This is a genomic window from Paramuribaculum intestinale, assembly GCF_030759015.1.
Lineage (GTDB): Bacteria > Bacteroidota > Bacteroidia > Bacteroidales > Muribaculaceae > Paramuribaculum > Paramuribaculum intestinale.
On sequence record NZ_CP098825.1, the window covers coordinates 740,072 to 758,077 of the forward strand.

Annotated in this window: 7 protein-coding genes; 1 reads left to right on the plus strand and 6 read right to left on the minus strand. The window is 44.0% G+C overall.

Translation table 11 applies throughout. The features are described 5' to 3' along the window. Positions 1-2 precede the first annotated feature (2 nt). From NF347_RS03320 to NF347_RS03345, 6 genes are all read right to left on the minus strand, one after another. Complete coding sequence (locus NF347_RS03320) at positions 3-1,616, minus strand: RagB/SusD family nutrient uptake outer membrane protein (protein WP_107036598.1); 1,614 nt, start codon at positions 1,614-1,616, stop codon at positions 3-5. 10 nt (positions 1,617-1,626) lie between these two features. Next, positions 1,627-4,596, minus strand: coding sequence for a SusC/RagA family TonB-linked outer membrane protein (locus NF347_RS03325; protein ID WP_107036599.1), 2,970 nt, complete (start codon positions 4,594-4,596; stop codon positions 1,627-1,629). Between the two features lie 213 nt (positions 4,597-4,809). Beyond that, complete coding sequence (locus NF347_RS03330) at positions 4,810-8,646, minus strand: two-component regulator propeller domain-containing protein (protein ID WP_160899868.1); 3,837 nt, start codon at positions 8,644-8,646, stop codon at positions 4,810-4,812. Positions 8,647-9,080: 434 nt separating this feature from the next. Beyond that, positions 9,081-10,583 carry a glycoside hydrolase family 53 protein gene (locus tag NF347_RS03335; protein ID WP_107037020.1) on the minus strand — a complete coding sequence of 501 codons (1,503 nt, stop codon included), beginning with the start codon at positions 10,581-10,583 and terminating at the stop codon, positions 9,081-9,083. A 169-nt stretch (positions 10,584-10,752) separates the two neighbouring features. After that, a complete protein-coding gene (locus NF347_RS03340) occupies positions 10,753-16,824 on the minus strand; it encodes a MutS N-terminal domain-containing protein (RefSeq protein WP_306254320.1) in 6,072 nt (2,023 codons plus the stop codon). Beyond that, entirely contained in the window at positions 16,814-17,266 is a 453-nt protein-coding gene (locus NF347_RS03345; RefSeq protein ID WP_107037090.1) for a DUF1896 family protein, read from the minus strand. The genes NF347_RS03340 and NF347_RS03345 overlap by 11 nt, the downstream gene beginning before the upstream one ends. 359 nt (positions 17,267-17,625) lie before the next feature. Here NF347_RS03345 and NF347_RS03350 point away from each other — a divergent pair, with 359 nt between their 5' ends. Further along, a complete protein-coding gene (locus tag NF347_RS03350; RefSeq protein ID WP_107681910.1) occupies positions 17,626-18,003 on the plus strand; it encodes a hypothetical protein in 378 nt (125 codons plus the stop codon). The last annotated feature ends 3 nt before the right edge of the window (positions 18,004-18,006 follow it).

The following is an 18,006-nucleotide window of genomic DNA, read 5'->3' on the forward strand; positions in this document are numbered from 1 at the left end:
TATCAATAAAGTGGATTTGACAGATTAGGATTTGCGGTAAGATCCGTGTCAGGTATGGGGTAAATGTTGTATCTTTCATTAACCGAGCGACCATCCAGAACACCACCTTTCCACTGCCAGATATATGAATCTGATGTGAATTTACCGAAGCGTACAAGGTCTGTTCTACGGACTGATTCAAGATAAAGTTCACGGCCACGTTCATCAAGAATAAAGTCCAGCGTTAAATCTGAGTCTGAGATTTTCCCACTTTCATTATTGTTGTAAGCGCGAAGGCGAACCTGATTCACGAGATTAAGAGCCTCACCACGGGAAATCCCTGAACCGCCACGGAGCAAAGCCTCTGCCGCCATGAGATATACATCTGCAAGACGTATCATGGGATAGTCCGTAGAACATCCGGTGGCTGCCGAGTTTGATGCGGCAACACCGTCATCGGTAAGGTTTGAGAATTTCTCGAAAAAATATCCTTCCGACTGATTGTCAATTGGTCCGGAAAAGTATTGCTCCTGTCCATCCGTATAGAACATAGCACGGCTGTCGAGAGTATTGGAGACATCTCCAAACTTTTCGACTATTTCGCCACGGGCGCGGAACATGCCCCAACCATTGGTCAGACCATATTTAGCCGGGTCTTGTGAACTGGAGTTTCCACATGAACCACACACGAGATACGTACCACCTCCCCATGTGACAGAAGTCGTTGCATCACATACCATAGCAAACAGTATTTCATGTGTACGTTTGTGATTGTCAGCATTAAAAAGTTTTGCATAATCCGGTTCAAGATGAAAAGCCGGATTTGAGATTACCTTATGGCACGCAGTTATACACTCGGTATAATATTTAGTGTCAATGCTACCACGGTACACGGCGCTGTTGAGATAAAGCCTTGCAAGTAGCGCCCATGCCGTAGGTTTACTAGCTCTGCCATACTCATTAGTATCCGGCAGTGCGGCATCAGAGCCTTCGGCAACAAGAGATTTAAGTTCGCTTTCAATGAAGTCAAATAATCCGACTCCATCATACGCTTCGGGAATAAAGCCAGTCACGGGTGTATTTTCATCAACTTTTGGACCTTTCCGATAAAGGTCAAGCACCATCCAGTAGCTAAAAGCTCTCATAAAGCGTGCTTCAGAGCGATAAGACCGGATTTCACCTTGTTCGGAAGCTGAAAAGTCTGCTATTGCAGCATCTGAACAATTGCGTAGGAATTCATTACAAAGGGTGATGTTGAAGAACAGCCAATAATAAGAGTCTGACACCCAAGAGTCTTTTGAACTCCAATTTATGTAGGTCAAATCGACGAGATTGTTGCCAGACAACCATGTGTTTGCCACTTCATCAGTAGCGGCCTCCTGAAGGTTGAAATATCCACGGGAAAAATCCTGTCCATTGATTGTTGTAAGGTCTCCATTGTCACCACCTTGACCTTGACCAGCAAGGACATAAGAGGCATATATTTTTGCGAGGACTTTCTTGTAGTTCTCAGGTTGAGAATACACATCGTTTGATGTGGTTTCTGTTACGGGCATTTGGTCAAGGTCATCAGTACAACTGCCCAACAGTAGTCCGAAACCCAGCAAAAAGCCGATTAATATATTTATTTTTTTCATTGTCTTACTTTTAGAAATTGAGGCCGAATGTTACTGAATATGTCCGGGGACGAGGATAGACAGCTGTATCAACGCCATTGCCAGTTTCAGGATCTACGCCCTTGTATTTTGTTACAGTGAACACATTTTGAACCATTGCCGAAACATGGAGATTCAAGCTCTTATAAACTTGTCCGAAATCATACATCAACTGAAGGTTATCCATTTTGAGGAATGATGCGTTTTCAAGATAGTAATCGCTTAGGAACTGTCGGCGCTGGAATCTGGTGTCAAGGAAACTCCGGTTTAGGTTGTTCAGCTGATAGTCATTATAGCTCATGGTCTCCCAAGCACCGGTATTCATGGCCATGCCATTGAATATATATCCTCCTATATTAGCACGTAGGGAAGTGGAAAGAGTCCATTTCTTATAACGCAGGCTCGTTGACAAACCGAGAATCCAATCGGGGGCAGGAGAATGACAATGATATCGGTCATTGTTTGTTATCTGTCCGTCTCCATCAAGGTCTGCATACAAACCCTCAATTGGCCGTCCGGTCTCTTGATCATAAAGCTGCTTATAAAGATAGAACGAATAAGGCGCATAATCCGTGGAGAATACCTGCATCTGGTAAGCATCAATCCAAGGACCGACCTCGGTATCGGGACTTGGTGCTCCTGGTGTAAGTGTTAAGTTTTTGATTCTGACACGTTGCCATGCAGCATTTGCAGTCACATTCCAAGACCAATCCTTATTGTCAATTAAATGTGCCGTAAGTGCAAGTTCAAGACCTTTTGAATCTACATTACCTACATTTTCAAGCATCAGCTTGTCAAAATTCGTACCTGCCGGGACTGGAACAGTTGCAAGCAGGTTTTCTGTCTTACGAGTGTAGAAATCTGCGGAGAATGTGAACCGGTTTTCCAGCAAAGCCAAGTCAATACCATAGTTCCATGATTTTGTTGTCTCCCATTTCAAATCAGGGTTATATGCTTCGGGACGATAAGTATAGACTGGATTCCCTCCGAAAAGGTACTGCGCTCCGTCAAGACCGGGGGTATAAACGGGGATATATCCATAGTTGGTGATACCATCCTGTTGACCCGTCACACCGTATGATGCACGAAGTTTGAGGTCATTTACCCAACCACGCAAAGGCTCAAAGAAATTTTCTTGAGAAATACGCCAAGCAAGAGCTACGGACGGGAACGTACCCCAACGATTGTCTTTCGAGAATCGGGAAGAACCGTCACGGCGGACTGTTGCAGTCAAGAGATAGCGGTTCATAAAGGTATAGTTCAAACGACCGTAGTAAGAAATCAAAGAATGTCTCTGATCTGTGGCAGCAGATGTTGACTGTTGCACACCGTCGGCATTCAGTACTGCATAAAAAGGTGTGGTATATTTCCAATACTGATAATCGTAACCGAAAGTTGCGTCAATATTTGAATTAATCGCATCGAAATCTCGGTTATAATTTGCATAGACAGTCAAGAGTCTATTATAGTTCTTCTGTGGACCATACTTATAGTCACGACCTCCGGTTGTATAGTACGAGATAGCTTCTTTCGGCACCACAATCTTGCCCTCTCCCTTTGACCAGTCATAACCACCTGTAGCATGAAGCCTGAGGCCTTTTACCCAGCGGATATTCCAATCCACATCAATGTTTCCGATTACTCTGTACACGTCGGATGTCGAGTTGTATTGTTCAAGACGCCCCAGCGCATTGGCAAGTGCTCCGGTTACAGGAATGCCATTTTGGTCAATAGCCTCATTATATCCTCCAAACGCATCATTCCCAGAATAAACAGGTATGGTCGGGTTCAAAGTCGCGCCACCCCAGATAGCTCCGGTATCGGCAAAACGATTTTTTGAATAAGTCCCTTTAAGGCTGAATTGGAAACGGAGTTCATCACGGAAGAACGAAGGAGTAAGATTGAGGTTTCCGGTGAAACGTTTAGCATTGTCAGTTTTGAGAATACCGTCTTGATAATACGCACCAGCTGACACGCGGAATGGAAGCCAATGTGCGGCCCTTCCAGATACGCTGAGGTTGTTATCAGTTCCAAATGCTGTCTGATAGATATAATCATTCCAGTTAGTACGACTATTGCCGAGTAAAGACTTCTGACGGTCAGTTCCCATCTCATTCACTATACCGATAAATTCATCGGTAGAAAGCATGTCTGAAGTTTTGGTTTTTGTAGAAAGTGAGTTTGTAGTCTGATACGAAACCTTTATGCCATCGCCTTTACCTTTCTTAGTGGTTATGATGATTACACCATTTGATGCGCGAGAACCATAAATTGCGGTAGAGGAAGCATCCTTCAATATGGTCATACTCTCTATGTCATTAGGGTTTATAAGGCTTAGGAAGTTTCCGCTGCCGGTGACTGAACCACCAACTTCCATCGGTACACCATCAAGGACTATAAGGGGATCGTTAGAGGCATTGAGCGATGCGCCTCCACGAACGCGAATCGTAGAACCGGATGTCGGAGAACCACCGCCATTCACAATCTGCACCCCCGCTATTTTTCCGTTTACAAGTTCTTCCGGCGATGAAATCATACCTTTATTGAAGTCCTTTTCACCCACCGTTGACACGGAACCTGTAAGATCATCTTTTTTGCGAACACCATAGCCAATGACTACAACTTCGTCAAGCACCTCACTGTTTGGTTTCATTGTTACATCAATTACATCTGATGTAATATCAACTACAAGATTGTCATAACCCACATAAGAGAATGCGAGCTGTTTGGCTGTCGCAGGAACTTTGAGGGTGTAATGCCCGTCAATGTCGGTTGAAGCACCGATTGATTCTCCTACAACTTTAACCGTAGCGCCTATTAGTGGTTCCCCGGTCTCATCAATGACAGTACCAGTAACTGTCCTTTGTGTTTGGGCATAAGCCGAAACTGGTATAAGGAGGATTGAGAACAGTATTCCCAACAACCAACTCCTTAATTCGACATTGCCGATTGCTTTGTCCATTAAAATGCGTATTGTTGTTTATTTTGAAAAATTCAATTTAAGGTGATCAAATGGTATTAGCCATTTCCAAAACAAAAAAACAATCTTTTTACCTATCAATATGTACCTGTTGTCGGTTACAAAATTACAATATTGATAGATGCAGGGCTCTCAATTATCGGACAATTGATGCAACAAATAAGACTTGATAACAAGAAAATTGGCAAAACGAGTCTAATTGTCTTGTTTCTTGCCTATTGCCTCATCGTCTGATTGGTATTGGCTTGGCTTGACACCAAACTGATTCTGAAAACATTTCGCAAAGTATGAGGGAGTTTTGAATCCTACCATATAGCTGATTTCAGATACCGTAAATCTATGCTGACTTAGAAGCACAGCCGCTTTCTGCAACCTAACACTCCTGATATAATCCAATGGGGCAGTCCCAATGTATTTCTTAATCAATCGGTAAAGTTGTTTATTGGGAATGCCACTTTTTTCACAAAGCTGGTTGACATTCAAATCTGGGTCCGATATATTCTCTTCTATAATCTTTGCTATTTTTGCAAGAGACTTTTCATTGATAGACTCTGCCTCAATTGGCTTGACTTCCGCCTCTGTGATTGTTTCAATTCTTACTTTCTCCTTTATTTCAGTTCGAGATTTTAACAATTGTTTTATACGGCCAAGTAGTGCTGTTGGCTCAAATGGCTTGGTCATAAACACGTCAATGCCTAACTTAATACTTTCATTCTCTGTTTTATTGTCAGATTTAGCCGTCAACATGATTATGGGGATGGATGATAGTCGAGGATGTTGTTTCATACGTTTTACCATTTCAAGACCGCTCATGATTGGCATCATCTCATCAGCTATAATAAAGTCCGGCAAAAACGATGCGGCAATGGCGAGTCCGGCACGACCATTCTCTGCCACAAGGCATGTATAATCATTCTTCAGGACTTCCGTAATGAATGACGAAATTTGGAGATTATCTTCTACCACTAAAACTTTCGCCTTATTACTATCTTCATTGGAATTATTTTTATTTGAAATCGGCAGGACTTTTTCCGAGAGTGGCAAAGTCACGACAAAAGAGGTCCCCTGTCCTTCCTTACTGTATAAATTGATATTGCCCTTCATCAACTCCAGATATTTCTTTATAAGATACAAACCGAGTCCTGTGCCTTCGTGTAGTTTTGATGTTGATGGAGCGCGGAACATACGTTGAAATACAAGGGATTGGTCTATATCGGCAATGCCTATGCCATCATCCGAAACCACGATTTCAACTTCGTTGTCACGGGAACTGATACCTAATGAAATAGTAGCCCCCTCATCAGAATACTTACAGGCATTTGACAAAAGATTAGTGATCACAGATTCAAACTTCACGGCATCAGCCTCTATTAGTAATTGAGGACATGATGAATGGAATATGAATTTCTTTTGGGGATTGTTCTCTTGAAAAACTTCAAAGACTCCTTTACAGAACTCTACTACATCAAAAGTTGAGATGATAAGTAGATTTTCATCCGTATCCTCAAGATGTTGCAGTTCAAGTGTCCGATGAATCATATTGTTCAAGCGAACTGCATTATCATAGATTGTTTCAAGACTTTTTTTACTTTCGGCATCTTTGGCTTTCTCTTTCATGAGGCTGACCGGTCCAAGAATCATAGAAAGTGGTGTTTTCAAATCGTGAGAGATAGTTGAAAGAAAAGTTAGCTTCTTTTCAACATTCTCCAAAGCTGCCTGACGTTCTTGTTCACGGAAAGAACGAAGGTTCCGCTTGCGGGTAAACCATATAATCCAATAGACGGAGAAGAAGGCAATTAGGATGTAAACACATATCGCCCACCAAGACATCAGCAATGGGGGATTGACTGTTATTGGAATTGCAATTGGGCTTATTGGAGAACCCACGGTTTTCACCAAAAGAGTATAGTCTCCCATTTTCAAATCGGAAAACGAGATGCTATTCGCTCCTTCCGGCATTACAATCCATTCACCAACAGTATCATCAGGTGAATCTGTAAGTTTGTACATATAACGCTGTATGGATTCGGGTGAATAATTCAATGTGCTTACTACAAGGGTAAAGCTCCCGCCATACGGAATGTCTAGTTTCTTGCAACCTCCTTCTATATCCGACAAATTCAGAAGCCCTGTACCTCTGTCATTCAAAACCATCTTTATCGACTTAAAATCGAAACCATTACCTATGATAGATTTGTCAACCTCAAGAATTTCATCAGTACCGCCAAGGTAAACTTTATTGTTTACGGTATCTTCGTAAACTGCGGTATATGATTTCTGAGGTATAGGTAAAAGAGCGGTGTTCAATGAATGACCGTCAATACTCCATACGTTGTTTTGAGTCGAGACCCACATGCCTTCTCCTACTTGCCCCAAAGCCAAAATAGTCTCATCGCTGTTGGTATAAGGGAATTTTATTATCTCATAGCTGTCATTTTTATTGAAAATGATCACACCGCCCTTATATGCACACCAAATACGTCCTTGTCTATCAATTGACATATTCGTGGGATACCCCCCTGTTAAATTGAAAATATCAAATCGTTGAAGAGTTTTTGTGTCAGGATTGAATTTTGTAAGCATATTGTCCCGAAACAAGAGTATCCAGATATTTCCTCTACCGTCTTTTATTATATTATTTACGAGATTGTTTGACAATGCCTTGCCATCTGGAAACTCTGTTTCCGCGTTCAAAGAGTAGTCAGAGATGATAATGCCGCCTTTATCCTTTAATTTGGATTTACTTATAGAATGGAGCCCGTTTAGAAAACTTCCCGTCCAAAAATAGTCACCGTCCTCAATCAAAGCATAGACCCAGTTTGAGTTATGCTCCCCGTTCTCATCTATTATGTGAAACACATCAAAATTATTCGCATCCTCGTTAAATCTATTTATGCCCGCATCAGTGGCAAGCCATATCTGATTTTCGCTATCTTCCAAAATGGAACGAATGCGGTTGTGCGATAGTGAATTAGGTGTCGCTGAATGCTGATACCAACAAGGTTTTGAGCCATCTGATAATTTGATGACACCATTAGTCCCGGCCAACCATAAATTATCTTTGCTGTCACGATGAATCACATGTATTTCGTTTCCCTCCCCAGAATTTGCTAAAGTACTAAGTTTTATAGTACGAATAGATGTGGAGTTTGAAGCCATAGAAAATCCACGCTCATGACCTGTCCATATATTATGTTGTAAATCCGCATAAATACACCAAATCTCGTTGTCTGCTAGGCTCAATTCATGTCTTGAATCATGGCGATAGTGTCGAATAGTATCATTGAACATCTCAAAGACACCATTGTCAGTGCCTATAAGTATATGTCCATTATCGCTTTTTGTCAGACTTTTAACATTGTTATTTCCAATATCAATAATTTTATTCCAACTTTCACTGGAAGGAGTATATCTATATAAGAATCCTTCTCCGCCAATATAGATACTTTCTCCATCTTCGGATTCAAGGAGACAGTTGACGAATAGAGAGCCCGACATTGATTTATCCATCTTGGCTCTCACTGTATGGAATGATCCTGATTGGGTGTTCCATCTGGCAAGTCCATTGTAAGTCCCGACGTATAAAATTCCACGGCTATCGCGCAATAAGGAATACACTGATTTATGAGGGAGGCCGGCAGAGAGATTGGTAAGTTCATTATTTGACAAATTCAATCGAAATACTCCATTTAGGCTTCCTATCCAAAGTCCATCATCAGCAAGTAGTAAAGACCGAATTTCCTTTGGGGTATTTGACGGATAATGCTTTACGGTTCCAGAAGAATAATCATACACAAGCAATCCATTGTTACTGCCCAAAAACAGGTTATTATCTTTTTCGACGATGGAATATATCTGAGTGCCGAACAGTTCATTTTCCCCCACGGGATGGGTGGTAACTCCATCATAAAAATATAGACCTCTATTTGTCCCAAGCCACATAATACCTCGGTTGTCACTAAAAAGACTGAACACGGCAGTCTTTTTGCCCTCTACGGCAACATTCTTCCACGACAATTCAGACTCAGGCATTTGTGGCGCGGATGATACATAATGCGATATGCAGGCTATCATTATTAAGACAACCAGTCTATGCAATTTAAACTTAAGGTTTTTTATAGCCATGCTTTCTGGAGATATTTGATAATGCAAAATTACTAATTTTTAAGGTAATAGGCTTAATAAATAAGATTAGTACGCTATTACAAACCAGACATTAAATGCAACAAATCGGACTTCAATAAGAAAAATCCCTCTTCTTGTCCACTTTCTGCTATATTGCAGTATGGCGAAGAAGGGGGATACTTATTATTTTGAGTTACGTTATATACAACAGTTCGGTAATTTTTGAGCAGGCATAGCTGTATCGCACTGATACACAATAGTTTGCATTGATATTGAATTGTTATTGCATCTTATTGATATTCAATTGAATATGCAAATTTTACCGAACTATTGTTATATAGCTATTCCTCTCCAAAATTTTTAGCGAATTTCTGCCATTTGTCCGAGGTGTTAACATTGTAATATCGATCTTGCTTATAGCCTCCGATATATTCTTGACTCGTCCAAGTGGAATCGGAAAGGAAATAATATTTTCCTGTTTGATTCCTACATAGATATGTGTCAAAATAATATACTGAAGAACCTTCGGCTGCTTGTTTCATCGGGATTATCTGCCAATTGCCAAAGCCATCATCGGTGAAGTCTCCCGTAATATAGCCTTTGGTCTCACTGCCCGCATTCCACATATTCACCTCAAAAGTAACTTTAACGTTGAAATCTCCATAAGCTTCGATACCACTATGAGGAAGCAGATTATTGTTGAAATCAAAGAATGCCACATTCTCCCAATTTGAGCCAACACCCCAAAGGGTTTGATTGTCTGCTGACACCCAGAATGGTTCCCAAACACAATATCCTGCACCTCCATTAGCAAGCAAAGCCTCTTTTATTTCCACAATAAAATCTTTTTGTAGTTGAGGACATGGCGTATTCGGATATCCTATACACATCTTACTCATGAGATTAATATTCTGGTCATTCCATGCACGAGTCCATATCTGCCCCGTTTCCGCCACAAACAGTCTTACTCCATAAGTTGAATACAGATTCGATGCGAACTCCCCTAATTGTGCTGGTGTATAATCTTGCCATTGAGGATAATATGAGACCCCAAGCATATCGAATTCTTTTAATCCATATTTCTTATGGTTGGCTACCCAGAACATGGCATCATTTGGATTCATTGCTACATGAAGAACAGTCTTGATATTTTTTGCGTTATTCCGATTAAAATCGGCTACTGCCTGCAAACCTGCATTAAAAAGCTTTGTGTTTCTAACATAATTTGTAGGTATAAGATCTGCATTGTCTGCCACCATTATTGAGTTGTTAGTTTCATTTCCAATCTGTACCAATTCTGGAAGCAGATTTGTAGCATTCAAGTGTCCCAGAATGCGATAGGTGTAGTTATAAACAGAATCGGCAAGTATATCTGAATATTTAACTACAGGACGCCATGCTTCAGGAACAATGTTTGTCTGCGGATCCGTCCAAGCATCGGAATAATGAAAATCCAAAAGGACATTCATTCCCTCGTTTTTAGCACGTCGGATACTGCGTTTAACATCAGAAAGAGTTGAATAGTTTGTCCATGTGGGATTATGCCAAAGACGGACACGCACAAGATTTGCTCCGAAACTCTTTATAAGATTATACGGATCTACAGAGTTGCCATCCTTGATATAGTTGACACCTCCATCCTGCAACTCATTAACGTAAGACAAATCCGCGCCTTGAAGAAACGGAAGGTCTCCAGAGGTCGAACGGCTCAGTGGCATATCTGCCATCTGATCCGATTCTGTAAATAATGGCTCTTCAACTTGGTCTTGACAACCAAAGAGAGCAATTGTTAACAGAATCATCAAGATACCCATTAAGGGTTTTCCAATTGTTACTGTTTTCATTTGCTTAAATTTAAGTTAAACATTATATCTGCAAAATTAATCACACATGCAATAACTAAGAATGTGAATATTAGACATAATGCGCCACAGATTAGAATAATACATCCCCAATACTCATTTGTGTCATTAAATGTCCGAAATATTGCATAAAAAAGTCCATATAGGACAATTATCCCATATAGACTTTACTATCATACTCGAATATATCCATTGTATTTATGCCGTGGTTCGGCAACGAGAGAGGATTTATCCTCTTGTCGTTTTGTGGATTGCGGGGGGGGGCGATGTTGGCGGATTGTTGTGGGGTGGTCGGTATGATTTCCTCGCCGTTCTGTTCCTCTCTTTTCGGAGCTAACTCAGCGGTTATTTTGCGGTCGAGGGCGGCGAGTTCGGATTTGAGTTGCTTTAACTCGTCCTCCTTTCCCCATGTCTTGGCGATGATTGCTTCGAGCTGGGGAACGTCGGCTTTGAGTCTGGCGGTGCGTTCCTCATACTGCTCGATGATGCCGGGTATCTTCTCCAGTGCGTTAACGAAGTTCATACAGGCGGCGTGAGTGTCGCTCATGGCAATGAATCCGTTGTTGAACTTGTATTTGTAGTTGCCTTCGACCACAAAGCGGTTTTGAACGGTCTCCTTGCCGTCAACAAGATTACGCTCCGAGATGATGCTGATGGGGAAACCATAGACCTCGCCGACACGCTGATACTGACCATGAGTGTCGGTACGCTGCGCCAGACCTTGCAGATGGATACCCATATTCTTCTCGTCAGAGAGGTTGCAGGTATCTATGGTGAGATTGTTGACGGGGTTGCCGTCTTTGTCTCGCTGTACGACCGACTGATAACGGGCAGCGTCCTCCTTCATGCGACTGATTGCAGCCTCGTTGTTTGCGATGTCGTGACTGATGGTCTGGAGCCTGAACTTGGAATCTGAAATGCCCTTGTTGTGGGCTTTGCGCTCAGATTCCAGTGCCGCGATACGCTTTTCAAGTTTAGCCTTTTCAAGAAGGTCGGTGTTACCACTGAGAATAGCCATATACTCCGAGAAGTTCATGCCGTTCTTCTCGTCCATTGCACCCTCGTCGATGGTACGAGCTCCGAGTGCGCCGGATTTGAGCTGGTCTATAAATGTCGCTTTGCAGTGAAGAAGATTGAACTTGTAGGAATCCAGCGACTTCTCAACCGCATAGATGATTACATCAACCTTATTGTCAGCATATAACTTGGCAGTCTCGTTGCCGGCTCGTATGGCTCTGCCGTCCCTCTGTGTGAGGTCAGAGGGACGCCACGGCGTATCCAAATGATGAAGACAAACCGCTCTACGCTGAGCATTTACGCCTGTTCCGAGCATACTTGTAGAACCGAAAAGAACACGCACATCGCCACTGTTCATAGCCTCGATGACTGCCTTTCTCGACCTTTCGGTTTTACACTCTTGTATAAACCTGATTTCATGTGCCGGAATACCATAATCTTCAATCAGCTTTCGCTTGATTTCGGAATAGACGTTCCATTCGCCGGGCTTGTAAGTTCCGAGATCGCTGAAAACAAACTGTGTACCTTTCTGCGCATCATACCTGCGATAGTATTCTGCAATCATCTTGGCGCAGTGTGAAGCCTTGTTGTTAGGATCATCCTCAGCGTTGGGGTCAATCATGCGCATATCAAGAGCCATCTTGCGGGCATAGTCCGTGGCAATTAGCATTTTCGCCTTTTCCTCCGTTTCGGAAAGTGGTGCTCTGCCGAGTATAGTGGCATCGCCACTCTCGGCAAACTTCATCAGTTTCTCGATGAACGCCTCCTGCGCCAGTGTCGGTGGAATATTATGGAGAATCTCATGTTTCTCCGGTCGGTCAACACCAACATCCTCCGCCGTGCGGTAGTCGGTAATCTCATTGTAGAACGCCGCAAGTTCCGGCACCTTGATGAAATACCTGAATCGCTCTTTTGCCACAATATTATTTGTGACATTGAACTCAAAGTCGGTAGTCTTCTTTGCAAAGATTGCCGCCCACGCGTCAAAGCATCGGATGTCCTGCCTTTCAAGCTCATTCGGACGGAGATATTTGAAAAGCAAATACAGCTCCGTCAATGAATTGGATATGGTAGTGCCACTGAGAAAAGTCGCGCCCAAATCCTTACCGGTTCTCTCTTGAATGGTACGGATTGCATACAACAGGTTGAGTGCCCTCTGGCTACCTTCACTGTTGCCGAGACCCGCCACACGGTCGTGCCTTGTATTGAACATCAGGTTCTTGAACTGGTGTGACTCGTCAACAAAAATATGGTCGATGCCCATCTGCTTGAAGTCAACGACAGCATCCTTGTTCTGCTCCATCTGATACTGAATGGTCGCTATCTTGGCGGTAAGATTCTCTTTTCGCTTGATTAGACCTTTGAGCATACCACGGCTGATGTCGTGGCCCTGCTGTTTCAGCACTTCGAGGTTTTCTTCAACTGTGTTAAGCTCCGCCTGAAGGATTTGCTGCTGCATTTCCGGCGACTGCGGGATCTTGCCAAACTGGTCGTGCGACATTATCACGCAGTCATAATCGTTGTTCTTGATCTGATTGAAGAAATTGACGCGGTTGTCAGCCTTGAAACTCTTTTCATCGGCGAACAGTATCCGGGCATTTGGATAGGCACTCTGATAGGTCATGGCAATCTCGGCTACGTTGGCTTTCAGCCCGATAATCATTGGCTTGTGAGCCAGTCCAAGACGCTTCATTTCATGTGCTGCAATGCACATTATCAGCGTTTTACCCGTCCCCACCTCATGATCACACACGCCACCGCCATTCTGTTTCAGCATCCATATACAGTCCATCTGACTTTGATAGATAGAGTGGATTCCATACCGGTCACCCAATATTTTCATATTGAGGTCAGGGAATGTCTGATGGCTGCCGTCATACTGCGGACGGACGAAACAGTTGAACTTATTATTATAAAGGTCAACAAGTTTTTCCTTGAACTCCGGGCTTTGTGCTTCAAGCCATTCTGAGAAGCCATTTCGTATCTCGTCAATCTTGGTATTGGCAAGTTGGATAGCCTCGTTGTCAGGCACTTTTATATCATGACCGTCCTCGTCCTTGCCCGCCGACTTTTTTATGTCAGGAATAGTGTTATGAAGGGCGTGTTTCAATAGGTTCATGCCGTCGTAGGTACGGTAGTGACCCCTGACGCAGAATTCCTCCCAGATGGTCATGTTCTTTCTCGATGCCACCGCCGAGTATTCATCCATAGAGGCAGAATAGGCAATCTTCACATCTGTATGGTAGAGATATGACATATAGGCGGAGTAGATACCCGTTGGAATCCATCGCTCACCGAAGTTGAAATCCAGCTCGTCGAACTCGATGCGGCGCGGCCGGGCATCCTCCAACGCTTTGAGCGAATCTTTCGACAAGGCGATAAATGGCTCTACGCCGTCATATCCGGGGAAGTCTTTTATCCGTTCTTCCTCATGGTTAATCCATGCCCTGACATTACCAGCTTTTGCCACTACATTTCCGGCGATAAAACGGTCTTTGACCTCATAGCTGCTGACAAGCGGATTATAATATATGTGGCCTTCAAGGTTATCTACCAATGAATCCTCATCCATATCCACAAGCGATGACATATATTCAAGGTTGACTACACCGTATTTATTGAGCGATGCGGTCAGTGCCTCCAACGGTGTATCCACCGAAGTCACCTCGTCAACGGCAAACGACACCGGATGGTCGAAAATGTCAGCCTTGACAAACCGACCATTCTCGCCGCGCTCTAATGCAAGAGCATCCCTGCCATTGGCGTCCATCAAAATAAATTTCACATTCTTTTTCTCATTTAGGTTGCCGTATTTCTCCACAAACTCATCATAATACTGATTGAGGTGTTCGCGCAGATGTTCCGAAGGTTCATGGGTCTCAGCTTCATAGTTGTAGAGTTGCTGATACGTTTCCGACAGCGTTACATAGAGCATGGCGCGCTTCGTCTGTTCCGGCTTCAATTCCAATGGATTGAATGTAGCACCATTCTTGCGTACTTCCGAGAGAAAGCCCACCATGCCGTCCTGAACGACCATGCTGCCGTTGTGGTGGAAGAACTGAATATCCTCCGAGAAAGGACGGGGCGACATATCCACCTCGGCCTTCTCCGGCTTTTGCGCCGCCACTCTTGGCTGTCTGCCGGGAATGAAGTAGCCCTCGGTTTTCTCGATGACAGTGCCGCCCTCGAAGATAGTTTCGGATTTATAATCCTTGTCAGCTTCTTTTTCAGCCGCCTGACGCTCACGCTCTGCAAGCTGGGCGTATGCGATTGACATCATGGCCTCGTAGAACCCGTTGATAGGCGGATTATCGTCCCAGTTCAGAGAACCGTAAAACTCCAGCTCCTTGTCAGTGAGCGGTCGGAATTTATTTGTTGGCAACGGTTTGGAGTCAGCCCACGGTTTTGGTTTCTCGACCGGCTTTTCCTCCTTCTCTTTCTTTGGCACGGCGGGACGCTGGTGTTTTGGCGCGTCCCTCGGCTCCAGTTCTCCGAAAAGGTTATAGGCGAACAGACGCGGGTCGGGATTGTCGGAATAATCCGGGCCGCCGTCGGTTTCTATTTCCTTCGCCTGTTCCGGAATGGGTGTAGATGGCACACTCTCGGATTGCTCAACCTTCTGTATTTCGGCATTGGGCGTAACAATCTCTACTACCTTTTGCTTGGCGGTCTTTGTCAGCTTCGGGTCTTCGAGCTGCTCACAGATAGCCACACGTTGCCCGGCTCTTACGAGCTTACGCAGGTATGTGTCGAGCGCGTGATGTGGAAATCCGGCAAGCCCTATATATTTGTCACTGCCGTTGGCTCTGCGGGTGAGTGTAATACCTAAAATCTCCGACGCTTTTACCGCATCCTCGCCAAAAATCTCATAGAAATCGCCCACTCTAAACAGCAGTACAGCATCGGGATGTTTCTTTTTCATCTCCTGATACTGTTGCATCAGAGGTGTATTGGTGAGGCTCGACTTCTTTTCTGCCTTAGCCTCCTGTTTAGGCGTAGGAGTTGGAGCAACCGGGTCAGGCGTAGGCGGTTTGATACCGATGGAATTATACAGTTCTATATTAAGGCGTAGATGCAACGACTCGTCAAGTGCCTTTCGCAAATCCTCGGCAATGCCATCGATGCCGTCATCATGGTGGTACACGATAGCCGGTTTTCCATACTGGTCAGTACCCACCTTTGCGTTGGTACAGATTACATTCTGCGGAAACGCCTGAAAGAATTTGTTTCCCGGCACCTTTGTACCACGGTCAACCACAGACTGAATGAAAAATTCTTCATCAGCCGACAATGACTTCTTCCCTGTGTGCTTCTGCAATATAATGAGGTCGCTACCCACATCAGTTCCGGCATTCTCGGAGAATGTGTTATTAGGAAGACGTAATGCCGCCACAAGGTCTGCCTGTTTCACAAGCTCCATTCTTATGAAAGGCGAGGCAGCGTTCATCACACCCTGCGATGTGATAAAGGCAGTCAGACCTCCCTCTCTCACTTGGTCAAGACCTTTGAGAAAGAAATAATTGTGCAACGACTTAGCCGCTTGACGGTAGCCAATCTCCTTACTTACGGCATAAGCAGGGTCTGCAACTGCAAAATCACCGAAAGGAATATTAGAGGCTGCGACATCGAAGTATCCGTTGAAATCACTTTCTATCTTCTCGAAGCCCTCTATTCGGGTCAGAATAGACGGGTGCAGGGCTGACAGAATCTTGCCTGTGAGTAAATCCTTTTCATATGTAAGGACTTCGGCACCGGGATATTTGTCATTCCGCAGGAATGAGTCTATAAAAGCACCCTGTCCGGCAGACGGTTCAAGAAATTTTTTGACATCGACCCCGGCATCTTTCAGCGCGTCGGAAACGGCGTCAACAATCGGCTGTGGCGTATAGAAAGCCGTCAGCGTTGACGCTTTCAGCGACTCCATATAGCGGTTAAACTCCTTGTCGTCATGCGAATAGTCGTGGATAAGGCGACGCAGTTCAACCGTAGGTGCGAACAATTCAATATCCGACTTGCTCCACTTGGCTGCATCCGCCAACTCGTTGGCATCGTTGAGAATACACTTCAGCCCACCGAACCCGGCATACTTGCGCAGTATCTCTCGCTCTTCGGGAGTCTGCGCTGTGCGTCCGGCAACACCGAGCTTCAGGACAAGCCTGATAGCCTCGATGTTGTCGCGCATGGTCTGTAAACGGTTAAAGGCCATATTCGTCGAAATATTCGGTAATCCTACCGGTGATTACCAGTTTGAAAATCACACCTTCGTTGGTGTTGAGGTATTCCTCGCTCAGTTCCACATCCTTGAACTCCTGCTGCAATTCTTCCAGTAGCGTATAAGTCCAGAATTCGATGGAACGTTCATCGAGAGAAATATGGTCTGAAAATTCGTCTGCAAGTATGCCGCTTACAAAATCGTATGGCGAAATCTCAAAGCCATCAAGCAGACGGGCAATGGCTTTCTCGGAGGACACAAAGACTTCATCCCCGTCCAGCCTTGATTCCACATAGGTGTCAGTCGCAGCTTCGGCGCGTGCGGCAATCAGCAGGTCATCATCAGCTTCGGGGAAATGGTGCACCGTCAGGTAACGGCGCAGATACAGATTATAATAGTCGAGGTCATAGCCCCGGCCATCATTCTTTCTTTTCATAAAAAGTGTGGGGGAAATTTTAGGGCGTGAATACTTTCACACTGCAAAGAAAATCATACTCAAAGACTCAATCATTATTTCCGGATACTATGGTACTCGGTAGCCTCGCAATGCCTCAATGTGACGCGACAAACGACATTTTCCATTCAAACCCTGTTCAGACATACTTTTGAAGTCCATAAATCGCCTGTTTTTCAAATAATTATATAAGGTTAATACCCCAAAAATCAGCCTGTTTAAATTATATATGCTTTATTATCAATTAGATAAAATTTGAAATAATAGTGTTTTGGGGTACTCTCCCGTCGTGGGGTAGCAGGCTCGCTAATTTTGCATCGTAATCGAAAACGAAACGCAAAATGAAGAAAACTGAAATTGACTATAACGATGTGGGAACATTCCCGAAGTTTGCCAAGGCCTCGATAAGAATCATGCTTGAGATGCTCAGGTGCATGATGAAGAAGAAAGAGCCTCCGATACTTTCAATCAACGGCCGCATGATTTATCTCACCGAGCATGTGATGAAGCTATTCGGCTTCAGCGTGAGAAAAATCCGACAACTAAGGGCTGACGATGAAATCGAGTATATGATCAGCAAGGACGGCTCAGTGGTATTCCACTACGAGCATCAGGTGCAGGAATATATCGACCGTACATTTGTCAGTTCACGCAGCCCGGAAGGAATGGAGCGTAGAAAACTCCGCAATGAAAGATTCAATAACCTCGGCACCAGCTAAGGT